This is a genomic window from Paenibacillus sp. O199, assembly GCF_001636635.1.
In the GTDB taxonomy this organism is placed as follows: Bacteria; Bacillota; Bacilli; order Paenibacillales; family Paenibacillaceae; genus Paenibacillus; species Paenibacillus marchantiae.
This window is the reverse complement of sequence record NZ_LGRP01000037.1, coordinates 20014-43698: the sequence shown is the minus strand read 5'-3', so window position 1 is coordinate 43698 and position 23685 is coordinate 20014. Positions and strand designations below refer to the sequence as shown.

Sequence of the window (23685 nt, the reverse complement as noted above, 5' to 3'; positions counted from 1 at the left end):
GCAGCCCCTGGCTCTGCTGCCGGGCCTTGCGGCTTAGCTGGCAGCAGAGCTTTGGCCGCCGCCATCTCCTGCTCGGCGGCCCGATCCGTGCCAGCGGCTATACGCGCGCGGGCACGCTTCGCAGATGGATCAGCATTCGCTGTATGCGTCTGCGAATCCCTTTCTTGCAGATCAGCCCTCGTCTGCGGCTGATCTACCTTCTCGCTCTCCACCTCAGTTCCGGAGAGCGGCTCCGTTTGCTCATTACCCGACTGCAGTTCTGGGCGCTTCGCCTTTCTCCTCCTTCTCCTCTTCTTGCGGTTGCCCGAAGGCGAAGAAACAGTTGAAGAAGCAACGAAGTCAGCCGTTTCACCCTCCATCGAAGAAGATGAACTTACGGACGGCTTAGACTGCTCGTGTCTTTCTGAAGTAGAAGCAACAGAAGGCGTACTATTTGCTGTATCGACGATCCGTTCTGCTGTATGACTTGCAGATGCAGAAGGCCGTGCAGCCGCAGCACCTTTATGACTCTTTATCGCCTCATCCGTAGGCCGGAGTGAGGTATTATCGTTATCGGCTTGTCCACCGAGCTGACGACAGTGACGACAAGCGCCACGTCTGGCTCCCGGGCCAGCCCGCTTTCCGGTTCTTCGTCGAAATTCGGACAAAGGTCGCTTTTGCCCGCAATACATACATGTCTTGGTCAGTTGCGCTTCATGTTCCGTCATTTCCTGCCGGAAAGGGGCCGAGCCCATCTCCATGTTGTCACCTCGGTTCCGTATGAATCCGGTTTCTTTCTATTGTATCACATCTGCTCGCCAACACACTCATAGCCAGATGTCCCATAGTCTTTGGTCTTGTACTCCTGGGTCTGCCCCACGCATTCGTGAAGGATGTGTTCCACGTATTCCAATATATCTTGCATCGGTTTCCCGCATTGTTCACATGTTGTCATTGTTCTCACCTTAATCCTGTTCTTAAAGTTATCTGCTTATCAAATGATAAATTGTGTTCCGCCTTCTCATTACCCTTCGCTTATGAAAAAGAAACATCCGTTCCCCATGTATGAATCTAATCGGCAATCAAAAAAACCGTTCCCCGCTCAACCCTAATGGTCGACCAAGAAACGGTTTATTATTCCTGTATTAGCATAAATATTTTAACGAACGTCGAGTTGTCCCGAGTTTTGTTGTGGTACCAGACGTGGCTTCGGTTTTGGCAAATTGCCGAATATTACCCATGCAAACGGAACAAATCTTGCCGTGAGTCCAACCACAATCCACGATGCGATTAACGCCACACCAAAACCTCCGGCGTACCACAGGTGAATCAGCCAGGATACCCCGGTTTGTGGTGGATAATTCCGATAGATCAACAGGAAGAATGGATGTATCAGATAAATACCGAAGGACAGTGCCCCAAGCCGATTGAGCGGCTTAACGATCAGCGATGGTCCTTTGCGATAGAGCAGGTACGCAATCTGAATGAGCACCAACGCACAGGCGAACGTATGCAGATTCCAGAAAAACTCGTACCACAGCGTGTTATATGTCGCAATTTTCAGGCGCAACAGATAATAAATGTATACATGGCCGAGTCCGGCAAAAATCCATACCGCCCACAGCAAAATCCATGAAACTACACGAGCTTTAGTTGCATTTTCCCGACTAATGACAAACCATTGTTTAATCTTCGGAAAGTATACCCCGATAAATGCACCCAGCATGAAATAAGAGAAGTACGAGAATGCCCAACTTCCCTTGTTCGGCACCTGGAAGCCATATTTATTACTTACGATAAATGCCCACTGAATGAGCAACCCAATCGGTACCGACCATTTGACAACTGAGGGATATTTCTTAAGCAGCCACAATACCAACGGGAATAAAAGATAGAATTGCATATTAATAAATACAAAGTACAGATGCGTATACGCCTTGCCAGTGAACAGTTTCGTTATGAAGCTTACTGCTGATTCACCGAACGGACGGCCCTGATAATGCGTGAAGTGTAGGATAACAAAATACATTAATGAAAATAGGAAATACGGTAGTAAAATGTAAACAAATCTTTTTTTGTAGAAGTTGCTGACCAGCTTCTTATCTAGCGGGCGAGAATAATAGTTATAGAACAGTACAAAACTGCTCATGAAAATAAACGTTGGTGTACCATATTTCATAAAAATATTAATAAAATTGTACAGCCAGTAATACCCTGAACCCGTCATGTCTACCGTCGCATATGAAGTGGAATGCACACACAGCACGCCGATGATAGCCATTGCCCGTACGAGATTCAGCTCTGGGATTCGCTCTCTTTTGATTGTTTCACTCATAATTAGCGTTTCTCCTTAATATGTTTCGTTGATATGTCTAAGATGACTTAATACGATAAGCACACTATCTATTAAAAAGCATAAAGCTTAAGATGGGTAGTCCAAATTCTTAAAATTCCCTAAATATTCAACATGTTTCACAGTCTTTTCATGTCTATATATGTAAAAAAGACCGCTATGACGCGGCCTGCGAGCTTGTTTCGTATCTGTCCAAAATATTGCTGGTTCACTGGGATGAAAATGGTAAACTTCAATGCTGACGACTAGCTAGAATTTGTTTATAGATCTCAATAGCCGATTGTCTTGAGGTTTTCAGATCCACAATGGCATCCTTGCGAGGCTGATGAATCTCTTTGCTATGCAAATCCTTCAGGTCAGGCAGCCATTTGCGGATATAATCCCCTTGGGGATCATACTTCTCTGACTGTGTCACCGGATTGTTCACCCGAAAGTATGGAGCTGCATTCTCGCCAAGTGATGCACACCACAGCCAGTTGCCCCGGTTTTGAATATTGTCATAGTCACGAAGCTTGCGTCTGAAATACGCTTCACCTAGCGTAAACGGGCATTGCAGATTTTTGGTAAGAAACATTGCGGTCAGAATACGAAGCCGATTCGGCATATGTCCAGTCTCATTCAGTTCCGTCATCGCTGCGTCGATAATCGGAATGCCTGTTTCGGCCTTGCACCAACGTTCGAAGTGAACCTCGCTGAGCAGCGACAGATCATATACCTTTTCATATGTAAAATAATGACTCTCATACACCGCCCGATACAGATAGAAGTCGCGGAAGCACAATTGTCTGATCCACTCGTCCGAATGCTCCGTGCGTTTCGCAGCATCGTACATCTTGCGGATGGATACAGCCCCCACAGCTACATAAGAACTGAGCCGGCTCGGTTCATAAGCTTCATATTCATCCCGATGGTCGCCGTAATCGGCAATTCTATCAGATAAAAATCCATCCAACATTAGATGAGGATCATTCAAATCAGATACATCATATGCCAGCAATTGTTGTGGTACCTGGAAGGTCTCTGGCCATTCTATCTGCTGATCACTGACCTTCACCTCTGCAACCGTAGTGGTTGAAGCTGGATTAGGATGCTCATTCATGAATTCCACCCAGCGTCGGTGGAAGGCAGCAAATACTTTATATGGCTCGGACTTGCCCGTAAAATCAGCGAATCCCTTCAAATCCATCAGCAGATGATCCGTCAGCTGCGTAAATGAGACTTCTCGTTCCTCGGTTACCTTGCGTATTCCACGGTCCCGTTCAATTGCATATGGGGTCATATCCCGATGAACTACAACTTCATCTACACGACCTTGCATCTGTTCGAGAATATAATCAATCACCTCAGCTGGTTTGCCATAAGCCATGTGCAGCGTACGGCCTGACTCGCGGTACCGCTTACCAAGCTCTACAGCATGCTGTAGAAAATTCACTCCACTATGTTCCTGTTCACGACCTTGCCGCAGCAGAAACGGATCATAGATGAGCACATGCAGACTCTCTGCATCCTGGTGCAGTAAATAATCGAATGCGACCAGGTCATCTGTGCGCAAATCTTTGCGATGTATGAATAACTTCATGCTTCATCCTCCTGCCTGAACTTCTGCCTACTTTGCCGTTAAATCTTCATACAGCCTGCTTGTCTCCGGCTCCGGTTGATGTCCCAGTTCCTCAAGCAGGGTCAGCGTAAATGAATGATATATTCTGAGTATGGCTTGTTGATCATCCATGGATGCACTTACCCTCATCATTAATCGGCAGATTTCTTCGGCATATGGCTCCCGTTCCTGTAGTTCACTCAACTGCTCCATCGCTTCCTTGCCCCGTCCATGCTTCATGTCCCATTCCGCGATATCCATAACCAGTCCTATATACTTACTTCTCAGATCTCTCGCTTTGGCTTGAGCCCAGCGATAATCATGCTCCTCCAGATAGTCACCACGGTAGAGGGGGACGATATCCCGCAGTTGATCGACATTGTCTGATGTAACGTCAGCGTATGCCATACCTTGCTCGAACTGCTCTACATCACTCACCAGATTACCCGATAACAAACGATAGCGGTTCATGTTGTATTCCAACTTGCCCGTCATGTTCCATTCTTTCAGCAGTTTACGGATCTGATAAACGGAAGTATGCAGATGCGTTAGCCCTTTCTCTTGCGAGACATCCGCCCACAACTTATCGAGCAGAATCTCTTTGCTTACCCAATCCCCTCTATGGTGAAACAAAAAAGCAAACAGTTCTTGCGATTTGGCTGTGCGCCACTTGTGCTTCTCTGCTTCCTGATCCAAGCTTCTGTAGATATCCAGATGTTTAAAAGTAAGCAATCCAGGCACACGGGTATCCAACTCCACAGCCTCAGATTCCTGAACCTCAGCGGTTGCAGCAACCTGAGAGGATGAGGATATCATGCCTGCGGCAATGCGATCGATCGTTTTGGCAAGCCTCGCTGAACTTACCGGCTTCAGCACATAATCCAGCGCCTGAAGTTCAAAGGCTTCAACCGCATGATCGGCGTAAGCCGTTATAAATATAATGCGAATACTGCTGTCCAATTGCTGTATATATTCAGCCGCTTCCAGTCCATTCATTTCCGGCATGCCAATGTCCAGAAACACAACGTCCACACGCTCTTTTGCCAGAAAATCCAGACCGGCACGGGCTGTTGAAAAACACTGCACGGGGGTAATCCGCCCATCCGATCGTAACAGGCGTTCCAGATGAAGCTGCGCCGGTTTCTCGTCATCGATTACAATGGCTTTCATCGCTCTTCCAGCCTCCTGCCGTGAATTATTCAATGGGAATACCGATTATCTTGGCATTCGTTTAATAATCTGTTAACCAAATTCGCCTAACTCGGCCCATTATTTGGAACCATTTTTCTTCTCCACAGGTATGCGAAACCGTATTAGCGTTCCTTTCCCCGAATGACTCTGAATCTCCAGCCCTTGACCATATAAAGACAACAGGCGCCGATTAATATTCTGTAGCCCTACACCTCCAGGACCTTCGATTCGCCCTGAACTTACCTGAGCCAAACGCTCAGGAGGTATGCCTACTCCATCATCCTGTACCACAATGACGATGTGTTCATCCTCCCTGGTAATGCCCAGGTTAACCATGCCGCCTGCAGCACGTTCCATCACCCCATGACGAATCGCATTCTCCACAAGCGGTTGAATACTAAGCGGTGGCAGGTAAAGACGAACATCTGGGTCGATATCATAATGGACCACCAAACGTTCCTCGAAACGTGCTTGTTCCAGATGTACATAGGACTCCACTAACTCCAGTTCCTTCGCTAGTGGAACCAGTTGGTCGCGGTTCTGGAAGTCGAAACTTCCTCGCAAGTAATGACTCAGTTCAATAAGCAAATCGGTCGCTTTATCCGGATTGACGGCGCATGTCGCTATGATGACGTTGAGCGCGTTATATAGAAAGTGCGGTTTGATCTGGGCCTGCAAAAAAGCCATTTCCGTACGAACAACCTCCTGTACCGAGGTACGCATCTCAATTAACGTCCGTACTCTTGCACGCAATTCACCTGCATCCACAGGTTTGCTCAGAAAATCATTTGCTCCTGCCTGGAATCCCATTTTGATATCCTCTGGCAGCCCACGAGCTGTCAGCATTAGAATGGGCAACTCGGACAAGGAACTGTTCTCACGCAGCTTGCGACACAGCTCAAGCCCGGACATTTGCGGCATCATCCAGTCTGTAATGACAAGATCAATGAAGGGGTGTTCTTCACGAAGCTTCAGTGCTGCTGCCCCGCTATCTGCTGCAATGACACGGTAACGTTCCGTTGATAGAAGATTGAACAATACCTGTCGATTCACAGGATCATCGTCCACAATCAGAATGGTATGCTCTGCTTCCAGATTATCATCCGTCTCATCCCAATCCATTGCTGCTGCCGTATCCTGCGCTCTTCTTTCTTGGGTAGATACATATTGGGCTGCAACAAGTCTCGAACTCGCTTGCAGCAAAGGGAACTGCACAATAGGCAGGGTAAAATGAAAGGTCGAACCTTCACCTGGCTCCGATTCTACCCAGATGGTCCCTCCCCCAAGCTCGACCAGTTTGCGAGTGATACTCAGTCCAAGACCAGTTCCCCCGTTAACCCTCTCACTTGTTCCATTGCCCTGTTCGTAAGACTGAAATATATCTTCCAGTTTATCTCGGGTGATACCGACACCTGTATCGGCGACAGATACCGTCACCATAGCTCCATCCACACGAGCATAGATACGAATCTCACCCTGCTTCGTGTACTTATACGCATTGCCCAGCAGGTTGTACAGAATCTGCCTTAGGCGATCCTCGTCCGCTTCAACCAACGGCAACGCTGGAGGCCATTGCTGGATCAGTACAACCGGTTTATCTTCAAAGGTAAAACCGGAGACTTCAACGACCGTTCGGGCAACGGATTCGAGGTCCACAGCACTCCGTTTTAATTCAATTTCACCATTCTTGAGCTTGGAAAAGTCCAGAATATCGTTTACCAGCAGCGAAAGCCGCTTTCCAGTTGAGGTGATCATGGACAGATTTTTGGCCTGCTTGGGTGTGACCGCCCCGGCCGCCCCTTCCAGCATCGATTGAGCTATATTAATGATGCCGTGAAGGGGAGTTCTCAGTTCATGGGACGTATTCGCCATAAACTCATCCTTGAGACTGTCGATGGCAAGCAAACGTTCAGACAACGCTTCAACTTCACGGAATGACTGTGCAAACCGAATCGCTGTTAGAATCATCTGTGCAAAGACAAATAACAGCAGTTCATACAGTGCTAGAAATGTCGTATCCACGGTAGTGAAAGCACCAACGGTGTGCAGCACAACCACCATGAATATACTCATCATGCTCATCAGGACAAAATGACCGTCATTCGGTCGACTTTTCAGCCAATGGAGCATGGCTCGCAGCGTGTAACCAATCACCACGAGTGAGATCAGCAGCATGGGCAGCTCCAGCATGGAGAACAGAACAGGAGACAATGTTAGACCCACCGTGCATTGGACGAGTACCAGAACCACACCCAAGCGAACAAACCATTGATGAACAGCTCCAGGTACAAGCGCATCCATATAACGGAGCAAGAAATAATACGCAAGAGCCGCGCTGATTAGTTGAAGCCGCAGAATTTCATTATTCGTTAAGAACGGTAACAGGGTTCCCAGCAACTTCTCTCCATGAGTCAATGCGTACATCGCACCGGACAGGCTGAATAACCCCAGATACCGGAGCTCTTTTTCACTGCGCCGCAGCCGGAAGAGCATCAGGAAGAAGGCCGCTGGCAGAATAAATCCGAACAGTGTCATCAGATCCTTGAGCCAGTCCTGCTGTTGGCCTTTCAGAATGCTGTGCTCGTCTCCGAACAAAATGGATGCAACAATGCCGCCAGACGAGTAGCTGTAATTCGATACCTGAATGATAATATCTGCGACATCACCTTCTATGGAGGTAAATCCCGTAAAAGGCAAATTGAGCTGAATATCGGTATTTTCCGTTGTACCTGGCAGCCCTTTGCCGCCAATCTCTTTGCCATCTATGAATAAACGATGGGCCATGCGGATATTTTGAGTACGTATCCCATAATCGTTCTTCTCTAATCTCGGGGGAATGCGAACACGCAAATGATAGGTCCCATACCCGTGCGCCTCTCCAAGAGTTCCATTCCATCGGGATGGGACATGGATGGGGAGAGGCTTGGAAAGTGGCTTGCGTCCGGAGACATCCGCCTCAAAGTCAACGGGTGCCAACAATTGGCCCGGATAGAAATCCCACGTACCATCCAGGGAAGCAGCCCCCTGTCTATCGAAATTCCAGCCGGTCAGGTCCATAACCCCATCATTCGCATGAGGGTTGCCGCGCTCGGTAAATATCGTCTGTACAATGGAACCCAGAGGAAAAACAACAATACATATAAAGCTAATGGTGAGCATAATCCAGTGTTTTCTCATCTATGTAATCCTTCCGCCTCCATGGCGAGAGACGTCTAATTTTGTCGTTTTATACCTATAACTCCATGTTACACGTTTCTGTTGCTGACGGAAATAGTTCTTACATGATATTTTAACGTCAAAAAAGCCACAGGCTCAGCTACCGGAATGCAGACCGGAGTAGGACCTGTGACTTTTTTGAACTTGTTGGCTATCTGTTTTACTTTTCTCGTTTCCTTACGCTTGTCCAACGACCTGGGCCAGTTTCTGCACGATTCCAGCCCATCCCTGCTCCATCCGTTCACGAATGATGGCATGAGCCTGTCCAAATTCAGTCAGTTTGTCCGCGTCCCAGCCACTGTGAATCAAGGTAAAGTCGGTGTCTTGTCCTTGCTCCGTCAGTTCAAACGTAAGCGTCCAGTCCTTACCCCATTGGAATGACAGCTTGCGTGGCGGCTGAACTTCCGTAACTTTACACGGTGATTTTCCGAAGGGTCCAGCTTCCAGTATAAATTCATGCCCTTCCACTGGCTCTAGATTGCTTGGCATAAACCATGATTCCAAGCCTTTTGACGTCGATACAATCCCCCATACTTTCTCCACAGGCGCGTGAAGCAACAGCTGCTCCCGAATATCTGGCAATGCACTTGAAGATTCCATGATATCTCTCCTTCTAAATGGATATAACTCATTGTTCAAGATTAGATGATGTGTGTCAAATATATTCTGCTAACAACAGGTACTCTGGCAGGCGCTTTGTTGACCGGCTCTCAAACCCACCCTATAATTGGAACATATTACATAAAAGGTGTGTGATTTCTCATGATAGTCTGCTCTGAAAAATTCAATTCCAACCGTTGCCGGAAGGGATAAACATTTCGTAGCTAGTCCCTTCCACATTCTTATTTTAATTATGTTGTGGAGGAAACGTTACATGTCTTTTAGTTATTATGGTCCATTATGTACCGAGGTTTATAATGCCACCAAACCCGTTGGTCAATCTCTTGGAGGCGATATTGAATTTTACCGTGATTATCTGACGAACTGCAATGGACGCATCCTGGAAGCGATGTCTGGTTCAGGTCGAATGCTAATTCCATTACTTGAGGCTGGTTTGAACGTAGACGGTCTTGATTATTCAACGGATATGCTCGATTCATGCCGTGCTCTTTGCTCCATGCGGGAATTGCCCATGCCTGAATTGTTCGCTGCTGATCTGGAGACACTTGATCTTCCTTACCGGTATGAAGTCATTATAATTGCCGCAGGCTCCCTGCTGCTTATTCAAGACAGGCAGGCTTCCATAAAGGCCCTGCGTAATCTGTATCAACATCTGGAACCGGGAGGTCGACTTGTGCTGGACCTCTTTCTACCCGATGTAACAAATACGACTTCATACTACTCAGGCACCTCGACTGTTAAATTACCGGACGGCGATACGATTACAATGGAGAGCAAAGACATCGAAGTCAATATGCTTCAGCAGTACAAAGTAAGTTTAATTCGCTATGAAAAGTGGCGTCATGGCACCCTCATAGCCACAGAACTGCAACAACTTGCATTACGTTGGTACGGTGTGGAGGAGCTGCGTATGATTCTGGAACAGATCGGTTTCATCGACGTTGTTGTATATGCTGACTTCGATCCCAAACAGGCACCTTCGCGTTCTGATCAGAAATTTGTGTTTGAAGCTACACGAGGAATACCCTCGAAGTGATTTCACTTTCAGGCCAAAGCGCTAACGAATCGATCTCACCGGGAAGGATCCAAGATCGAGGAAGAAACGTGCCTACGGTTCGTTAGATCTTAATGATACAGAAAAGGGATGTCCTCCGTCATGTTCATGACTTATGGGACATCCCTTATTAATTGCATTTATATAAATGTTCTAATTAAGATCAGTATCCGCGGGAATATGGCTGTGCAACAGGCGCTTTATCTTTGCTAACACCCAGTTCTAGAGCTGCATGAGTCGCCCAGTAAGGATCACGCAGCATACCTCTGCCAACCGCGACCAGATCTGCATCACCGTTGCCGATAACCGCTTGAGCCAGTGCTGAATCCTCAAGCATACCTACCGCAATGACAGGAACGTTCAGTTCTTCACGGAAACGACGAGCAAAAGGCACTTGGTAACCAGGGTAGTTACCCGGTTTACGTTGTCCGGAAGCCCCTTCACCACCGGAGCTAATGTGGAATATATCCACGCCTGCTGCCTGATAGGCACGGGAAATTTCAATGGTATGATCAATATCATATCCGCCATCAGCGTACTCCACTGCCGAAATCCGCATAATCAGAGGCATATCTTCAGGCATTTCTTTTTTCACTGCATGAATAATCTCGACACCAAAACGGGAAAGATCCTGTCCATACGCATCCTCGCGATGGTTCATCAGCGGAGAATGGAACTGGTGGATGAGGTAACCATGTGCACCATGCAGCTCAATAGCATCGACCCCAGCAGCTACTGCGCGGCGTACACCGTCCGCAAACTTCTGTACCATGGCTTGTGTTTCCTCTGTAGTTAAAGCATGTGGCGTATTGAAGCTCTCTCCAGGGAAGGTAACCACCGATGGAGCTACAGGTCGAGCCGCATCCTCTGCTTTACGTCCAGCATGCGCGATCTGAATCGCCACCTTGGAGCCATAAGCGTGAATGCCATCCACCAGCTTGGTAAAGGCAGGAATGTGTTCATCTGACCAGATGCCCAAATCATTGTCGGTAATACGTCCGTCTGGATCAACATCCGTCATCTCAATCACGATCAATCCTGTACCCCCAACCGCACGGCTTACATAGTGTACCTGATGCCAATCGTTCGGAATACCGTCTTTGGCAGTAACGGAATATTGGCACATCGGTGCCATGACGACACGGTTATTTAGTTGAAGTCCCTTGAATTGATACGGGGAAAATAATTTCTCTGTCATTTCAATTACATCTCCTATTCAATACGATGATATATGTTGAGGCAATTCCTTGTTTTCCAGATCGGAAAACAGCTGCCCATGCTTGCCGCAGTTGTCCTGCTTCAAATCCTCAATCACTATTATGAACCTAACCTATAGAAATACAAGTACGTACTTTTTTGTGAGATAGTACCCTTTTTTATACCTAGTCGACCCTTTCCTCTGATGCATTCACCACAACTCGAAATGAATCTAAAACATGATATGATAGCCATACAGACATACAGGTTATAATATACCCAACTATAATAAACCGAGCCAAAGGAGCGATTACTGGTGAAAGATATTTTAATTCAAAGACTGACAACCTATGCTCAAATGGATACGCAATCCGATGAAAATAGTGAAACCTGCCCTTCCACACCAGGCCAGCTGGTCTTGGGTAAATACCTGGTTGAAGAATGTAAATCCATTGGATTGCAGGAAGTGACCATGGATGATAACGGCTACGTAATGGCGACATTGCCATCCAACACCGACAAGGATGTTCCAGTGATCGGTTTCCTCGCTCATCTGGATACAGCAACCGACTTCACAGGCAAAGATGTCAAACCACAGGTTATCGACAACTATGATGGACAGGATATTGTGCTGAATCAGGAATTGGATGTAGTATTATCCACCACTGATTTCCCTGAACTGCGTGAATATAAAGGCCACACCCTGATTACAACAGATGGCACAACACTGCTTGGTGCGGACAATAAAGCCGGTATTACCGAGATCATGACGGCAATGGCCTACCTGATTGAACACCCGGAATTAAAACACGGAAAGATTCGTGTTGCTTTTACCCCGGATGAAGAGATTGGCCGTGGGCCGCATAAGTTCGATGTGCCTGCTTTTGGCGCCAAATATGCCTACACGGTGGACGGCGGACCTCTCGGTGAGCTGGAATTCGAAAGTTTCAACGCGGCGGCTGCCAAAATCACAGTACGGGGCACCAACGTGCACCCGGGCACAGCCAAAAACAAGATGGTCAATTCCGCTAAAATTGCGATGGAGTTGAACCGCCGACTACCTGCGGAGGAAGCTCCCGAATTCACAGAAGGTTATGAAGGATTCTATCATTTGTTATCTATCGAGGGAGACGTCGAACTGACCAAGATGAGCTACATCATCCGGGACTTCGACCGGGAGAAGTTTGAGGAACGTAAAGCGTATTTGTTGGATGTCGTGGGCGAATTGAAAAGCAAATATGGCGAGAAAAGCATTTCCATTGAATTGAATGATCAATACTATAACATGCGTGAGAAAATCGAACCTGTGCGCCAGATCGTCGATATTGCACATGAAGCGATGACTCGCCTGGATATCGAGCCTGTCATCCGCCCAATTCGGGGAGGTACAGACGGTTCCCAGCTCTCGTACATGGGTATGCCTACACCCAACATCTTCACGGGTGGAGAGAACTATCACGGCAAATTCGAATATGTATCGGTTGATAATATGGTGAAGGCCACACAGGTCATCGTGGAAATCGCTCAATTATTTGAACAGCGTGGAGATATTTAATTCAAACATAAAGCTACAGCACAGCAATTCAAATGGATCATCCACCGACAGGTGGATGCAAAACACCCTCTGGCATAGGACATGCAGAGGGTGTTTTTGTCGTACTAATGGTTTAAGAATGCTGTAAAATAGCAGAACTATCCTTATTTATTCGTACATATTACCTCCCGCAATTTCGCGCAACTGCTCCAGATTGCAGATGACAATGTTGCGCTGTTCTTTGCGGATGATTTCACGGTCGCGGAGGTCATGGATCACTCGGTTCAAATGTCTATAGCTCGTGCCCAGCATATCCGCCAGTTCTGTCAGCTTGGAAGTCTGGATTTCTTCTGTGATCTGCTCCCCCTGCTCCATCGTGGACAGCAAATAGCTTGCAAAACGGCTCTCGACAGGATAAAGCAGATTAAGACTCGACAGATTCGAGAAGGTATATAATTTGTGGGTCACATGACTGAGCATAAAATGGAGAAACTTCGGGTTTTCAGCATATGTATTCTTGAGATAGCGATAGCTTACACCGAGCAGCAGGCTCTTATTGACGGATTCCACCGTGTTTTTGGCTTCCTTGCCATTGACCAGCTCCAGATCACCTACCAGCGCAGGAGGCATACTGAAACGAAGCAACAAAGACTTGCCATTCGGCAGTGTTGTATAAATCTTGAGCTTACCCTGGACGAGAAAATATAATCGTTCGGGACGTTCACCTTTGGCACATATAATCTCACCTTTGGAGGCTTCGAGCAACCTTAATTCAGCAAGCGCAGGTTCGTCGAGCACCTGATCCAGGCCATGCTCCCGCGCAAGCTGGCGCAACAATCCAAAGTCCATAATTTCTCTCATCTCGGATAACCCCCCTGTGTGAATCTACATATACAATGGACACATGTCCCATAAACGATATAGGTTCGTACAAATATCTTGATATAAAAATAGTTACAACTAGATTTTATATCCAATACATTCATTTAAATGGGAAATATTCTAAAATTCAGCCTTCTAAATGACAATATTTTATGAAAAAAGGAGTACATGATAGCGCACTCTTATCCGATGAAAGATAAAGCAATAAGCATAGTTACAACTGCTAATTTAGAATCCAAATAAAGAAAGGATGGTTCGACCTACTATGAACGTTGTAGATGCCCTTTTGAAAGTAATGCCTTATATCCGTCTGATTCTTAGAGAACCAGCCAGTCTAACGGTGTATGATCACGAGAAGGTATTGTATTCTGTCTCCACTGAAAAGTTCAATCTCGGATTCAACGAAGGCGATCCTCTTTTGGATGGATATAAGAACTTCACCGCTCTCAAGAACGGAAACGAAGCCTCTCTGACCCACCTGCCGGCAGAATACTACGGTATTGAGCTGGATGTCCTTAATATACCGATCTTTGATGACAATCATCAGGTCGTTGCTATTTTCTGCGTATCGTATGATCAATCGAACCAGAATCAGCTTGAAGCTATTATACAAGAAAACCAAACGATTAATGGAAACCTGGTTGAAATGGTCCAGCACGTTGCCGCTCATGCGGAGGAATTGCAGGCCACCAGCGAACAGATTCTGGAGAATACACGCCTGGCGGTAAAGAATTCGTCTCAGATCAACAAGGTTGCCGGGTTCATTCGTGAAATTTCTGAACAGACCAACTTGCTTGGGCTCAATGCCGCTATCGAAGCTGCGCGTGTAGGTGAAGCCGGAGCAGGCTTTGGTGTGGTCGCAACGGAAGTGCGCAAACTTTCTGTCGATGCCAAACAGGCTACCAGCGATATTGATATCAGCTTGAAAGATGTACAACAGGTTATTAAACAGATGGAAGTCGAAGTATCCCAGATTGCAGCTTCTTCTCAGGAGCAAGCCACGCTCGTATCCTCCTTTACGGATGTCATCGAGAAGCTGAATGAAGCCGGAGAACGCATGAAAGCTCTGTCTGAACAACTCATCAGTTACTCTGTGAACGATTAAGGGCAGGTACATCTCCCGATAGGATGGTTACCCATTCCACCAGATATACTGAACATTAACTACTTTATATGTAATAAACAGGACTTGGAATCCCCGTCCCCGTGACGGAAATTCTAAGTCCTGTTTTTTCATTTGTCTTTTTATCGTAGTGTATGTGGATCTCTTGTTGTATTTGTATCCGTTATTTCTTCTTTATTTAGCAACTTCACTTCATTTTGTTCCTACTACCTCGGCCTCCGACTCCCAGCATTCCACTTCGCCCGGAATGTGAATACGGTCCCGAGTAAAGATCGGGTCACGTCCTTCGGCCTTTTGTTTCTTGTAATCTTTCAGCGCATCGAATGTCACCTTGGACAGCATCAGGATGGCAATCAGATTCACCACAACCATCAGCCCCATGAATAGGTCGGCCAAATCCCATACCAGCTGGACCTTGGCAACGGCACCGAACAGCACCATCGCGATAACACACACACGGTATACCCACAGCCAACCTTTATTGGATTTGATAAACTCAATATTGGTCTCCCCGTAGTAATAATTCCCGATGAGCGTACTAAAGGCAAACAGGAACACCATCACTGCCAAAAATCCGGACGCCCATGAACCCATATGCACACTTAATGCCGCTTGAGTTAATTCAATTCCACCCAGATTGGAACCTTTGTATACACCTGATAGCAAAATAATCATGGCCGTGCTTGTACAAATGACCAAGGTATCCGTCAACACGCCAAACGCCTGAATAAGCCCTTGTTTGACCGGATGTGTTGTATCCGCCGTAGCCGCAGCATTCGGCGCACTACCCATACCCGCCTCATTGGAGAACAAACCACGTTTGACACCATTCATCAGCGCGGCTCCAAGTGTACCACCAGCGACCTGTTCAATGCCGAAGGCATTTTTCACAATCAGCGCAATCATGGCCGGAAGCTGTGTGATGTTCGACAGAACAACAAATGCAGCCACGCCAATATACAGCACAGCAAGAACAACAACGATGTATTCGGACGCCTTGGCAATCCGTTTAACACCACCCATGATGATTGCCGCAAACACAACGGCCATAATAATACCTACCGTCAACCGATCGATGCCGAATGAATTTTTGAATGCGACTGTAATCGTGTTGGACTGCACAGCATTAAAGACCAAACCGAACGACAACGTGATGAGAATTGCGAACAATATCCCCATCCATCGTTTCCCGAGGCCACGCTCCATATAATAAGCAGGACCCCCGCGGAATCCGCCCTTATCTTTGATTTTATAAATTTGAGCAAGCGTACTCTCCACAAAACTCGAAGCCGAACCAAAAATCGCGATAACCCACATCCAGAATACAGCCCCTGGTCCCCCCAGTGCGATTGCCAGTGCAATACCGGTAATATTCCCGGTTCCCACGCGCGCTGCCATACTGATACAGAATGCCTGAAACGGCGAAATTTTGCCGGGCTCCTTGCTCTTTGGCTCCTTGAGCACTTTCACCATATCTCCAATCATGCGGAATTGCATGAACCGGGTCTTGGTCGTAAAATACAAACCACATACGACCAACAAGATGATTAACAGCTTGGACCATAGAAAATCATTGAAAACTGCAATAATATCTTGTATTGTTTGCTCCATTGGCAATGCCCCTTTTCGTTGATGGTTCGTTAAAAAGCGTTCCCCAGCTGTATGACTGAGCGAAAAATTCTCATACTACTTCATAAAGGCATGCAGTTCTATCGCCTCAGACGGACCGTTTTGTGCTGAAGTACGATAGGTTAAGAGATCGTTTGTACCATTCTGCATATCTCGGAATCCACATTTTCGGATGTTACCTATACTACAGGGGCATCTACGGAAACCGACAAATACCTACACAGAAACATTTAAATTTTTTATAAATAAGCAACGTTTATCCATTCACTGTCACTTTATCTGACATATTTGTTAGCATGCACGGGTCTTCACATCAGGATATACAACCAAGTATGATAATAGGGGACATTAATAGCAGGGAAAGATCATTTATAGATGCAGAGAACGGAATATATAGGAGTTAACTTAATCAGAAAGGAGGACACGGAAATGCGTTATTTTATTGTGGATGATGATCCTGGGATTCGATCCATGCTGATGGATATTATTGAAGATGAGGGGCTCGGCGAGATTGCGGGGGAAGCTGAAGATGGAGCTCATATTCATGCTGAACTGCTGGAGCTGCATAAGGTGGATGTACTGCTGATTGATCTGCTCATGCCGCAGCGAGACGGGATTCAGACGATACGTGCACTTGAAGGAAGGTTCGATGGCAAGATCGTGATGATCTCCCAGATTGAGTCGAAAAATATGATCGGGGAAGCCTATTCGCTTGGCATCGAATATTATATTACGAAGCCGATTAATCGGCTGGAGATCCTGTCTGTTCTGCGTCTGGTGGACGAGCGTCTGCGTATGCAGCAATCCATCGCAGATATTCAGCGTACGTTGCAAGGACTGTCTAGACTGCAATCTTCCGAACGTGCTTCAACACCAGCCCCCGACAAAACAATTACGACCGCAGGACATTTCCTGCTATCCGAGATGGGCATGATCGGAGAAGCGGGCAGCAGAGATTTGCTGGACATGCTGGAATACCTGGAGCAGATTGAAACGGAGGAGCATAAGCTCTCTCCATACACGTTCCCATCACTTAAGGATATCTTCCAGAATGTAGCCATACGCAAACTGGGTTCCGATGCCTCACCAGCGGAAGTAACGAAGGAGATTAAAGCATCTGAGCAGCGCGTTCGCCGTGCAATTTTCCAAACATTAAGCCATGTCGTATCGCTCGGACTCACGGATTACACACATCCGAAGTTTGAGAATTACGCGTCGAAGTTCTTTGACTTTACGGAGATTCGCAAGAAAATGCTGGAACTACAAAACAATGTGGAGCCCTCCTTGTCCCAGACCCGCATTAATACCAAAAAGTTCGTTCAGGTACTGTATCTGGAAGCCAAGCGGCTGTTGCATTGAGGAGTAACAAAAAAAACATGCGCTCATGATTGAACTGGAATGATACAGCATTCGTTCTTCCTGCTGTCTATTCCAGCTATTATCATGTGCGCATGCAAAAAAAGCTCATCTATATCCATCAAGCCCTCGGCTTGCTTAAGTGCATTCGATTATACTCATTGATCAATTCATCCAGTACCATGGACTGCTGAAGCACATCGGGATGTCCAAATCTACCCTCGTTATGCTCTACCAACATATGAAGGTTATGTCTGGCTTTCTCTATTTGATTTTTCAATTCCAAACTCATAACCATCGCGTCTAATCCCTCCCTATTTCTGTGTTACATTTTAGGTTTTCCTGTCAATCTATAGTTGGATTAACATATGGCATAGTTCACATGGATGTTTTGTATCCTTCTCCAATTTTTGAAAGTCTCTATAGCTATCCCTAGAAGACGATCCGAAAATGGCTCTGCAACGCCTAATTGAAGGTTGGATTACAATTTCACGAGCAAATTTTCCCCACTAACTTCATAATCAAACAGTTGTGTCATTATTGTGTATGTTAAAAAAACCAAAAAAAACACCTCTCTATCTAAGGCTTACCCAAGGGGTTACCCTATATCGATAGAGAGGTGCTTTATCGTTAGATCACTTTAATCAATGTGTGACCTTCACTGTGATGACTTCGCTAGAAACCGATCCACTTTCGTTAATCCATTCCACAACGTACTCATACTCGCCAGGTGCACGATCTTTGATCACTGCTGTTGCTGTCTGTGCATTCGGAGATGCTGCAGCCAACGGTTGGCTGTCGACCTCTTGACCGTTCTCAGACAAACGATAGGAGGTGGCATTTGTGCCCCACCACATATTCATCTTAATCGTGTAGTTTCCATCCCCATCCCAGTTGTCATGAGAGAGCACCGGCTTCCCTGGTGCTGCATCACGAACGATTACGGTATGCGGAGCGCATTCGGTCGTCCCTTTTGAATTGATTAGTTCGCAAGTATATACATACGTACCGTTTACCCGACCCGAAATATCCGTGGATGCCTTTTGGGCAGAAGGGCTTGAAGCCGTGAGCTTCTGCGTATCGATCAGTTCACCGTTCTCATACAATTTATACTGTGTACCGTTATTCCCCCACCACATATTCATGGTGATGGTGTATGTTCCATCCGCCAAACCGTCGCCATGTTGGTTATCGTCGGACAAGGAAGGTACACCCGGTGCACCTGTGGCTTGGTCTGCGGCGATGACTGTCACTTCCACGGAAAGCTCGGTGATGAGTCCCGCGCCGTTAACTGCTTTGGCTGTAAAGGTGTGTTTTCCCACCAGACCCGTCAGTGCAATCTCATCACCCTGTTCTACGGCCTCACCGTCCCAAGTCAACTCCAGAAGAGTAATCCCGGACTCCGGATCTTCTGCCTTCACATCAACTTGGAGTACATCCTCTTCACTCATCTGTTCCGCAGGCATGCCTGTAATGACCGGAGGTGTCGTATCTTCTACTTCTTGCGGACCACCTACATAACGAATATTCGGTGCCGCTGGCTGCTCCATGCCTACTCCAAGATGGAAGCCGGTATGTGGCGGCTGGTTATAGGCTACATTTTGCCAAGCTACCCCAAGGCGGTAGACTGGATCATGCATCAACGTGCGAATACGCACATCCGTCTCATCTGTCGTCGTATAAATGCGTAATTCCGAGCTGTCCTGACTGCGCCACATCACTTCTTCACGCCAGTCTCCAAACAGATCTGCCTGCAAACTCGGGTTCGCTTTGGTGCTATTGTTCGAAGCTGCACCTGTTGCCGTCAGCAGATTAACTGTCGTTTGGTTCTCATAATCCCATTTGTCGATACGAATATCATCCTGAAGCTCACGCAGCAGGTCACCGTCCCACCAGATGCCGAAGTTGGTGGACGATGGAATCTTCGTCGTGATCAGTTCCCCCTGAGCACTGTAAAGCCCGGTGATTGGAATATGCTCAGCATTGGTAATGGTTGCAGCCCATACCTCAGCTCCCGGATAGTTCGGATCAATATCGGCAGCCATGCCACGTCCGGTATCGATGCCAGTGAACACACCCCAGAGGATTTCACCTGTAGCCGCATCGCGCATTTCCATACCATACTTAGAATCTTTATGTTCGTGTACGTCGAATACTTCCAGTCCTGGACGTGTCGGGTCCAGATCACTCAGATGCATGGCATCGCCATGACCGAGTTTCGTATTGTAGAGCGGTTTGCCATTATCGTCGATGGCCATCGCACCAAATGTAATCTCATCCTTGCCGTCGCCATCCACATCTGCAACCGAGAGATTGTGATTCCCTTGGCCTGCATACTCGCCGTAGCCATCGTCGCTTGAGTCAAAACGCCATACTTTGCTTATCTTTCCATCACGGAAATTGTAGGATGCCAGCACAGTACGCGTATAATATCCACGGCTGAACATGGCACTTGGATGTTCGCCATCCAGATACGCTACCGCTGCCAGGAAACGGTCCACCCGGTTTCCATAGCCATCGCCCCAGGAAGCAACATCTCCACGCGGCGGATCATATTCCACCGTATCCAGTGCTGCTCCGGTTTCACCATCGAACACCGTCAGGAATTCATCACCAAGCAGAACGTAACCGGAACTGTTCCGGTGGTCTGCATTGGCGTCTCCAATGACTTTTCCTTGTCCATCGACGGTACCATCTGCGGTACGCATCATCAGTTCGGCTCTGCCATCACCATCGAAGTCATAAACCAGGAATGGAGAGTAGTGCGCACCCGCACGAATATTCGGCCCCATATTGATGCGCCACAATCTTGTTCCATCCAGCTTATAGGCATCCATATAGACAATACCGGTATATCCGGATTGGGAGTTATCCTTGCCGTTGTTTGGCGACCACATCAGAACAATCTCATATTCGCCATCACCATCGACATCGCCCACGCTGGCATCACCCGCATAATACGAATACGGCTGCCCGTCTTTCGTATAGGCATCAGCAGGCTTTTGCAGAGGTACAGACAGGTATTGCTCCTGCCAAACGCCGAATTCCTTCGTTGCCGCTTTTTCAATGCCGTTTTCTACCGTCATGACCCGGTATTTGGATGCATCCGTACCTTCGGCATCCGTAAAGTTGGTGCTTCCAGTTATCGGTTCATCGTTAAGCTTCACACCATCCCGATACAGATTGAAAGCAATGGTCTCGGCATCCAAGCCTAGCATGCGCCAGCCGATATAGTTGCCGTTTTCTGTTTTTACAGCCACCGGAGCACGGTCCAGATACTCCATTTCACGATTCAGCGTCGTTGCTACTGGTGTTTCGAGTGCAGCCGAAAGTTCGGAGACCCCTCCCGCATTCACAGACGCCACTTTATAGAAATAAGGAATGGTGCTGAGAATGGTGGAGTCTGTGTATGCCGTCTCCTTGGTGCGAGCGATTAGATCATACGGTCCATCCTGCTTCACAGCACGATAGATTTGGTATGCACGCGCTCCTGTTGATTCCGTCCAAGTGATGGAGACGTCATTTTTGTTGATGCTTTGTAACGACAGACCTGAAGGGACCTCTGCCTTGTCTACAGACGAATCAATCGTCGATACAGGCAATGCATTGGATGCTACCGATTCCGTACCTGTACGATCCGCAGCCGTTACCGTATATACATAATTCATGCCCAGGTCAATCTTATTATCGGTATAGGTTGTTGCATCCGTGGTTGCCAGCAGCTCGGCCTTGGCCGCTCCAGTTGACTGACGGTATACCTTATACTGTACGTCATCGGCAATAGCATCCCACGACAATGCAGCGGTGATCGGATCACTCTCCAGATCCAGGCCATTCAGTTTCAGATTGGAAGGGGCCACCAATACAGGTGTAATCTCAAGTCCGTTGAGATGCGCCGTAGCCCCACTGAAGACCAGATTCATCTGCCCGTCCTGCACGGTAATCTGGTTGATCACTTTTTCGGCAATATTCTGAGCACCGGAAGATACGGTTCCATAATCTTTGCCTTCGATGTTAATGTTGGTTTTTGCTGACCCAATCCAGTCCCCAGTGTACGTCTTGACCGAATAGGTACCATTCGGCAGATCCACTTTGAATTCATATGATCCGTTAAAATAGATCACGAAGTCACGACGCAGGTTATCCGTCGCACTGCCACGATCCCGATCCGCCATATTGGCGGAAGACGTTAATCCATAACCGCGTTCTGGTGTATACAGCGTATTCCGATTGACTTCCGTATACCCTTCAGCAACCGGAGAACCTACCGGGCCAAAGTCATATCGATACGTTGCCGATTTGGTGGTGAAGCTGACTTCATCCGAAGGATCGGATTCGCCGCGACCATTCACAGCCGTTACTCGAACCGTGTACGACTTACCTTCAACCAAACCGCTTAGCGTTAAAGTAGGTACGGTTGCCGTTCCTGCCAGCTTGTAGGCAGTTTCCGGCTCTGTTGAGAGCTTACGGTATACTTTGTAGATGTCTGCGGTGTCATCCGCCGTCCATTTTAATACCGTTCCCGCGTTGCTGATGCTGCCTGCCTTCAGCCCAGCAGGTTTGGCTGGCAATTCAGCCGGAACTTCAGCATCCTGAACCGCTTCCGATAATGGCAGATCCAGTTCACGAACCGCACCTGCAACCAGACGGGCAATCTGAATCGCTCCATATTCCTGGAAGTGCGTATTGTCCGTTGCCCCGTTCGGGAATGCCTGATAGATGCCTGGTGATACATGGAGGAAAACAGACAATGTCGCTTCCGGTCCAATGGAATCATAGTACGCAATGCTGAGTGCGCTCAGATCAATCAGCTTCACATTTTTCTCCGAAGCCACCTCTTTCATCGCCTGCACATATTCAGGGAAGGATACATTGAACTTGCCTGTGTCTGCGTTAAAGTCCCTGCGACCCATTGGGGTGACCAGAATTGGGGTAGCTCCCCGCTGCTGCACGCCGTCTATGTAGGTTTTCAGATAGTTTTTGTAATCGGCGGGTGAAGCATAACGGTCAGGAACACTGATCGTTGCATCGTTGTGTCCGAACTGCACGAACAGATAATCTCCCGGACGAATGAGGCGCAGAACCTCATCTAATCGGCCTTCGAAAATAAAGGATTTGGAGCTGCGTCCACCGATGGAATGGTTCTTAATCTCCACGGCATCACTGAAAAAGGACGGGAACATTTGTCCCCAACCCGCTTGGGGCTCCCAATATGGATTATACGTCTGCATCGTGGAGTCACCCGCAAGGTACACAGCAGGTTTGTTCCCTGCCTCGCGTTCCTGTTGTTTGGTGATCACGAGCGCATTGATATTAGCGGCCGTTCCGGAGAATTCAAAGTTCATCTGCCCATCCACCAGGGCAATATCGAAGCTCATCTCCAGATATTCACCCGCTGGCTTGGTATTCTGCTGAACCTTGTTCATGCTCTCCACTTTGATCGCAATATCTGTGTTGCCTGCACTGTCGCCAGCGACAAGGGAGACGGTATAATCACCGCTCGGCAGATCCACCTTAAATCCGCTCCCATCGGCGATTTTGGCAAAATCGGATTTAATTGGATCACTTGTACCCCGATCCTGTACCGTTACTTTGGACACATCGGTGAATCCATAGCCACGTTCCGCCGAATAAGCAGATGTTGCGTCCACACCTGTATATCCATTCGCAACAGCTCCTGAACCAAAATCGAATTTATAAGTGCCTCCACCGGCAGCTTCATCAGCCGATACGGCTGCACTTGCTGTTGGTGTGCCAAACATTGTTCCCCACCCCAGACTGGAAATTGTAAATACCCATAGGAGCAAAACCAAACCAACCTGCCGCGTCTTCGCGATCATGAACACCCATCCTTTCGTTTCCTCATCATAGAATGATTAAAGCCAGAACGATGGTACAATCCATAAGTAAGCGCTTGCATTTTGTCGTTTAAAAAAAGAACTACTTTTTGATT

14 protein-coding genes and 1 pseudogene are annotated in these 23685 nt (G+C 47.4%); 4 read left to right on the top strand and 11 right to left on the bottom strand.

What is annotated here, in order from left to right; all coding sequences use genetic code 11:
• The 6 genes and pseudogenes from A6049_RS28290 to A6049_RS28265 all read right to left on the bottom strand — a co-directional run.
• Positions 1-740, bottom strand: a pseudogene (locus A6049_RS28290) (hypothetical protein); the annotation flags it as partial.
• Positions 741-1138: 398 nt separating this feature from the next.
• Entirely contained in the window at positions 1139-2314 is a 1176-nt protein-coding gene (locus A6049_RS28285; protein ID WP_063567780.1) for an acyltransferase, read from the bottom strand.
• Between the two features lie 250 nt (positions 2315-2564).
• A complete protein-coding gene (locus A6049_RS28280) occupies positions 2565-3911 on the bottom strand; it encodes a cryptochrome/photolyase family protein (protein ID WP_063567779.1) in 1347 nt (448 codons plus the stop codon).
• A gap of 27 nt (positions 3912-3938) precedes the next feature.
• Positions 3939-5099, bottom strand: a complete 1161-nt coding sequence (locus A6049_RS28275; protein WP_063567778.1) for a response regulator — start codon at positions 5097-5099, stop codon at positions 3939-3941.
• A gap of 99 nt (positions 5100-5198) precedes the next feature.
• The gene (locus A6049_RS28270) at positions 5199-8297 is read right to left on the bottom strand and encodes a hybrid sensor histidine kinase/response regulator (protein ID WP_063567777.1); all 3099 of its coding nucleotides are present in this window, start codon (positions 8295-8297) and stop codon (positions 5199-5201) included.
• A 216-nt stretch (positions 8298-8513) separates the two neighbouring features.
• Entirely contained in the window at positions 8514-8936 is a 423-nt protein-coding gene (locus tag A6049_RS28265; RefSeq protein WP_063567776.1) for an SRPBCC family protein, read from the bottom strand.
• Positions 8937-9210: 274 nt separating this feature from the next.
• Between A6049_RS28265 and A6049_RS28260 the strand changes: the two genes are divergently transcribed.
• Positions 9211-9993: a class I SAM-dependent methyltransferase gene (locus tag A6049_RS28260; protein ID WP_063567775.1), complete on the top strand. Its 783-nt coding sequence runs from the start codon at positions 9211-9213 to the stop codon at positions 9991-9993.
• 181 nt (positions 9994-10174) lie between these two features.
• Here the strand turns inward: A6049_RS28260 and A6049_RS28255 are convergent, their stop codons facing one another.
• Complete coding sequence (locus A6049_RS28255; RefSeq protein ID WP_063567774.1) at positions 10175-11209, bottom strand: NADH:flavin oxidoreductase/NADH oxidase; 1035 nt, start codon at positions 11207-11209, stop codon at positions 10175-10177.
• 315 nt (positions 11210-11524) lie between these two features.
• Here A6049_RS28255 and pepT point away from each other — a divergent pair, with 315 nt between their 5' ends.
• Positions 11525-12763, top strand: coding sequence for a peptidase T (pepT, locus tag A6049_RS28250; protein ID WP_063567773.1), 1239 nt, complete (start codon positions 11525-11527; stop codon positions 12761-12763).
• 147 nt (positions 12764-12910) lie between these two features.
• Here pepT and A6049_RS28245 read toward each other — a convergent pair whose 3' ends face one another.
• Entirely contained in the window at positions 12911-13603 is a 693-nt protein-coding gene (locus tag A6049_RS28245; protein WP_063567772.1) for a Crp/Fnr family transcriptional regulator, read from the bottom strand.
• Between the two features lie 271 nt (positions 13604-13874).
• Between A6049_RS28245 and A6049_RS28240 the strand changes: the two genes are divergently transcribed.
• A complete protein-coding gene (locus A6049_RS28240; RefSeq protein WP_063567771.1) occupies positions 13875-14729 on the top strand; it encodes a methyl-accepting chemotaxis protein in 855 nt (284 codons plus the stop codon).
• A 210-nt stretch (positions 14730-14939) separates the two neighbouring features.
• Here the strand turns inward: A6049_RS28240 and A6049_RS28235 are convergent, their stop codons facing one another.
• Positions 14940-16358, bottom strand: a complete 1419-nt coding sequence (locus A6049_RS28235) for an alanine/glycine:cation symporter family protein (RefSeq protein WP_063567770.1) — start codon at positions 16356-16358, stop codon at positions 14940-14942.
• A 447-nt stretch (positions 16359-16805) separates the two neighbouring features.
• Between A6049_RS28235 and A6049_RS28230 the strand changes: the two genes are divergently transcribed.
• Positions 16806-17735 carry a response regulator gene (locus tag A6049_RS28230; protein ID WP_063567769.1) on the top strand — a complete coding sequence of 310 codons (930 nt, stop codon included), beginning with the start codon at positions 16806-16808 and terminating at the stop codon, positions 17733-17735.
• A 118-nt stretch (positions 17736-17853) separates the two neighbouring features.
• Here the strand turns inward: A6049_RS28230 and A6049_RS28225 are convergent, their stop codons facing one another.
• Both A6049_RS28225 and A6049_RS34450 read right to left on the bottom strand, forming a co-directional pair.
• Positions 17854-18030, bottom strand: coding sequence for an aspartyl-phosphate phosphatase Spo0E family protein (locus A6049_RS28225; RefSeq protein ID WP_053782597.1), 177 nt, complete (start codon positions 18028-18030; stop codon positions 17854-17856).
• A gap of 346 nt (positions 18031-18376) precedes the next feature.
• Entirely contained in the window at positions 18377-23572 is a 5196-nt protein-coding gene (locus A6049_RS34450) for a rhamnogalacturonan lyase family protein (RefSeq protein ID WP_063567768.1), read from the bottom strand.
• Between the last annotated feature and the right edge of the window lie 113 nt (positions 23573-23685).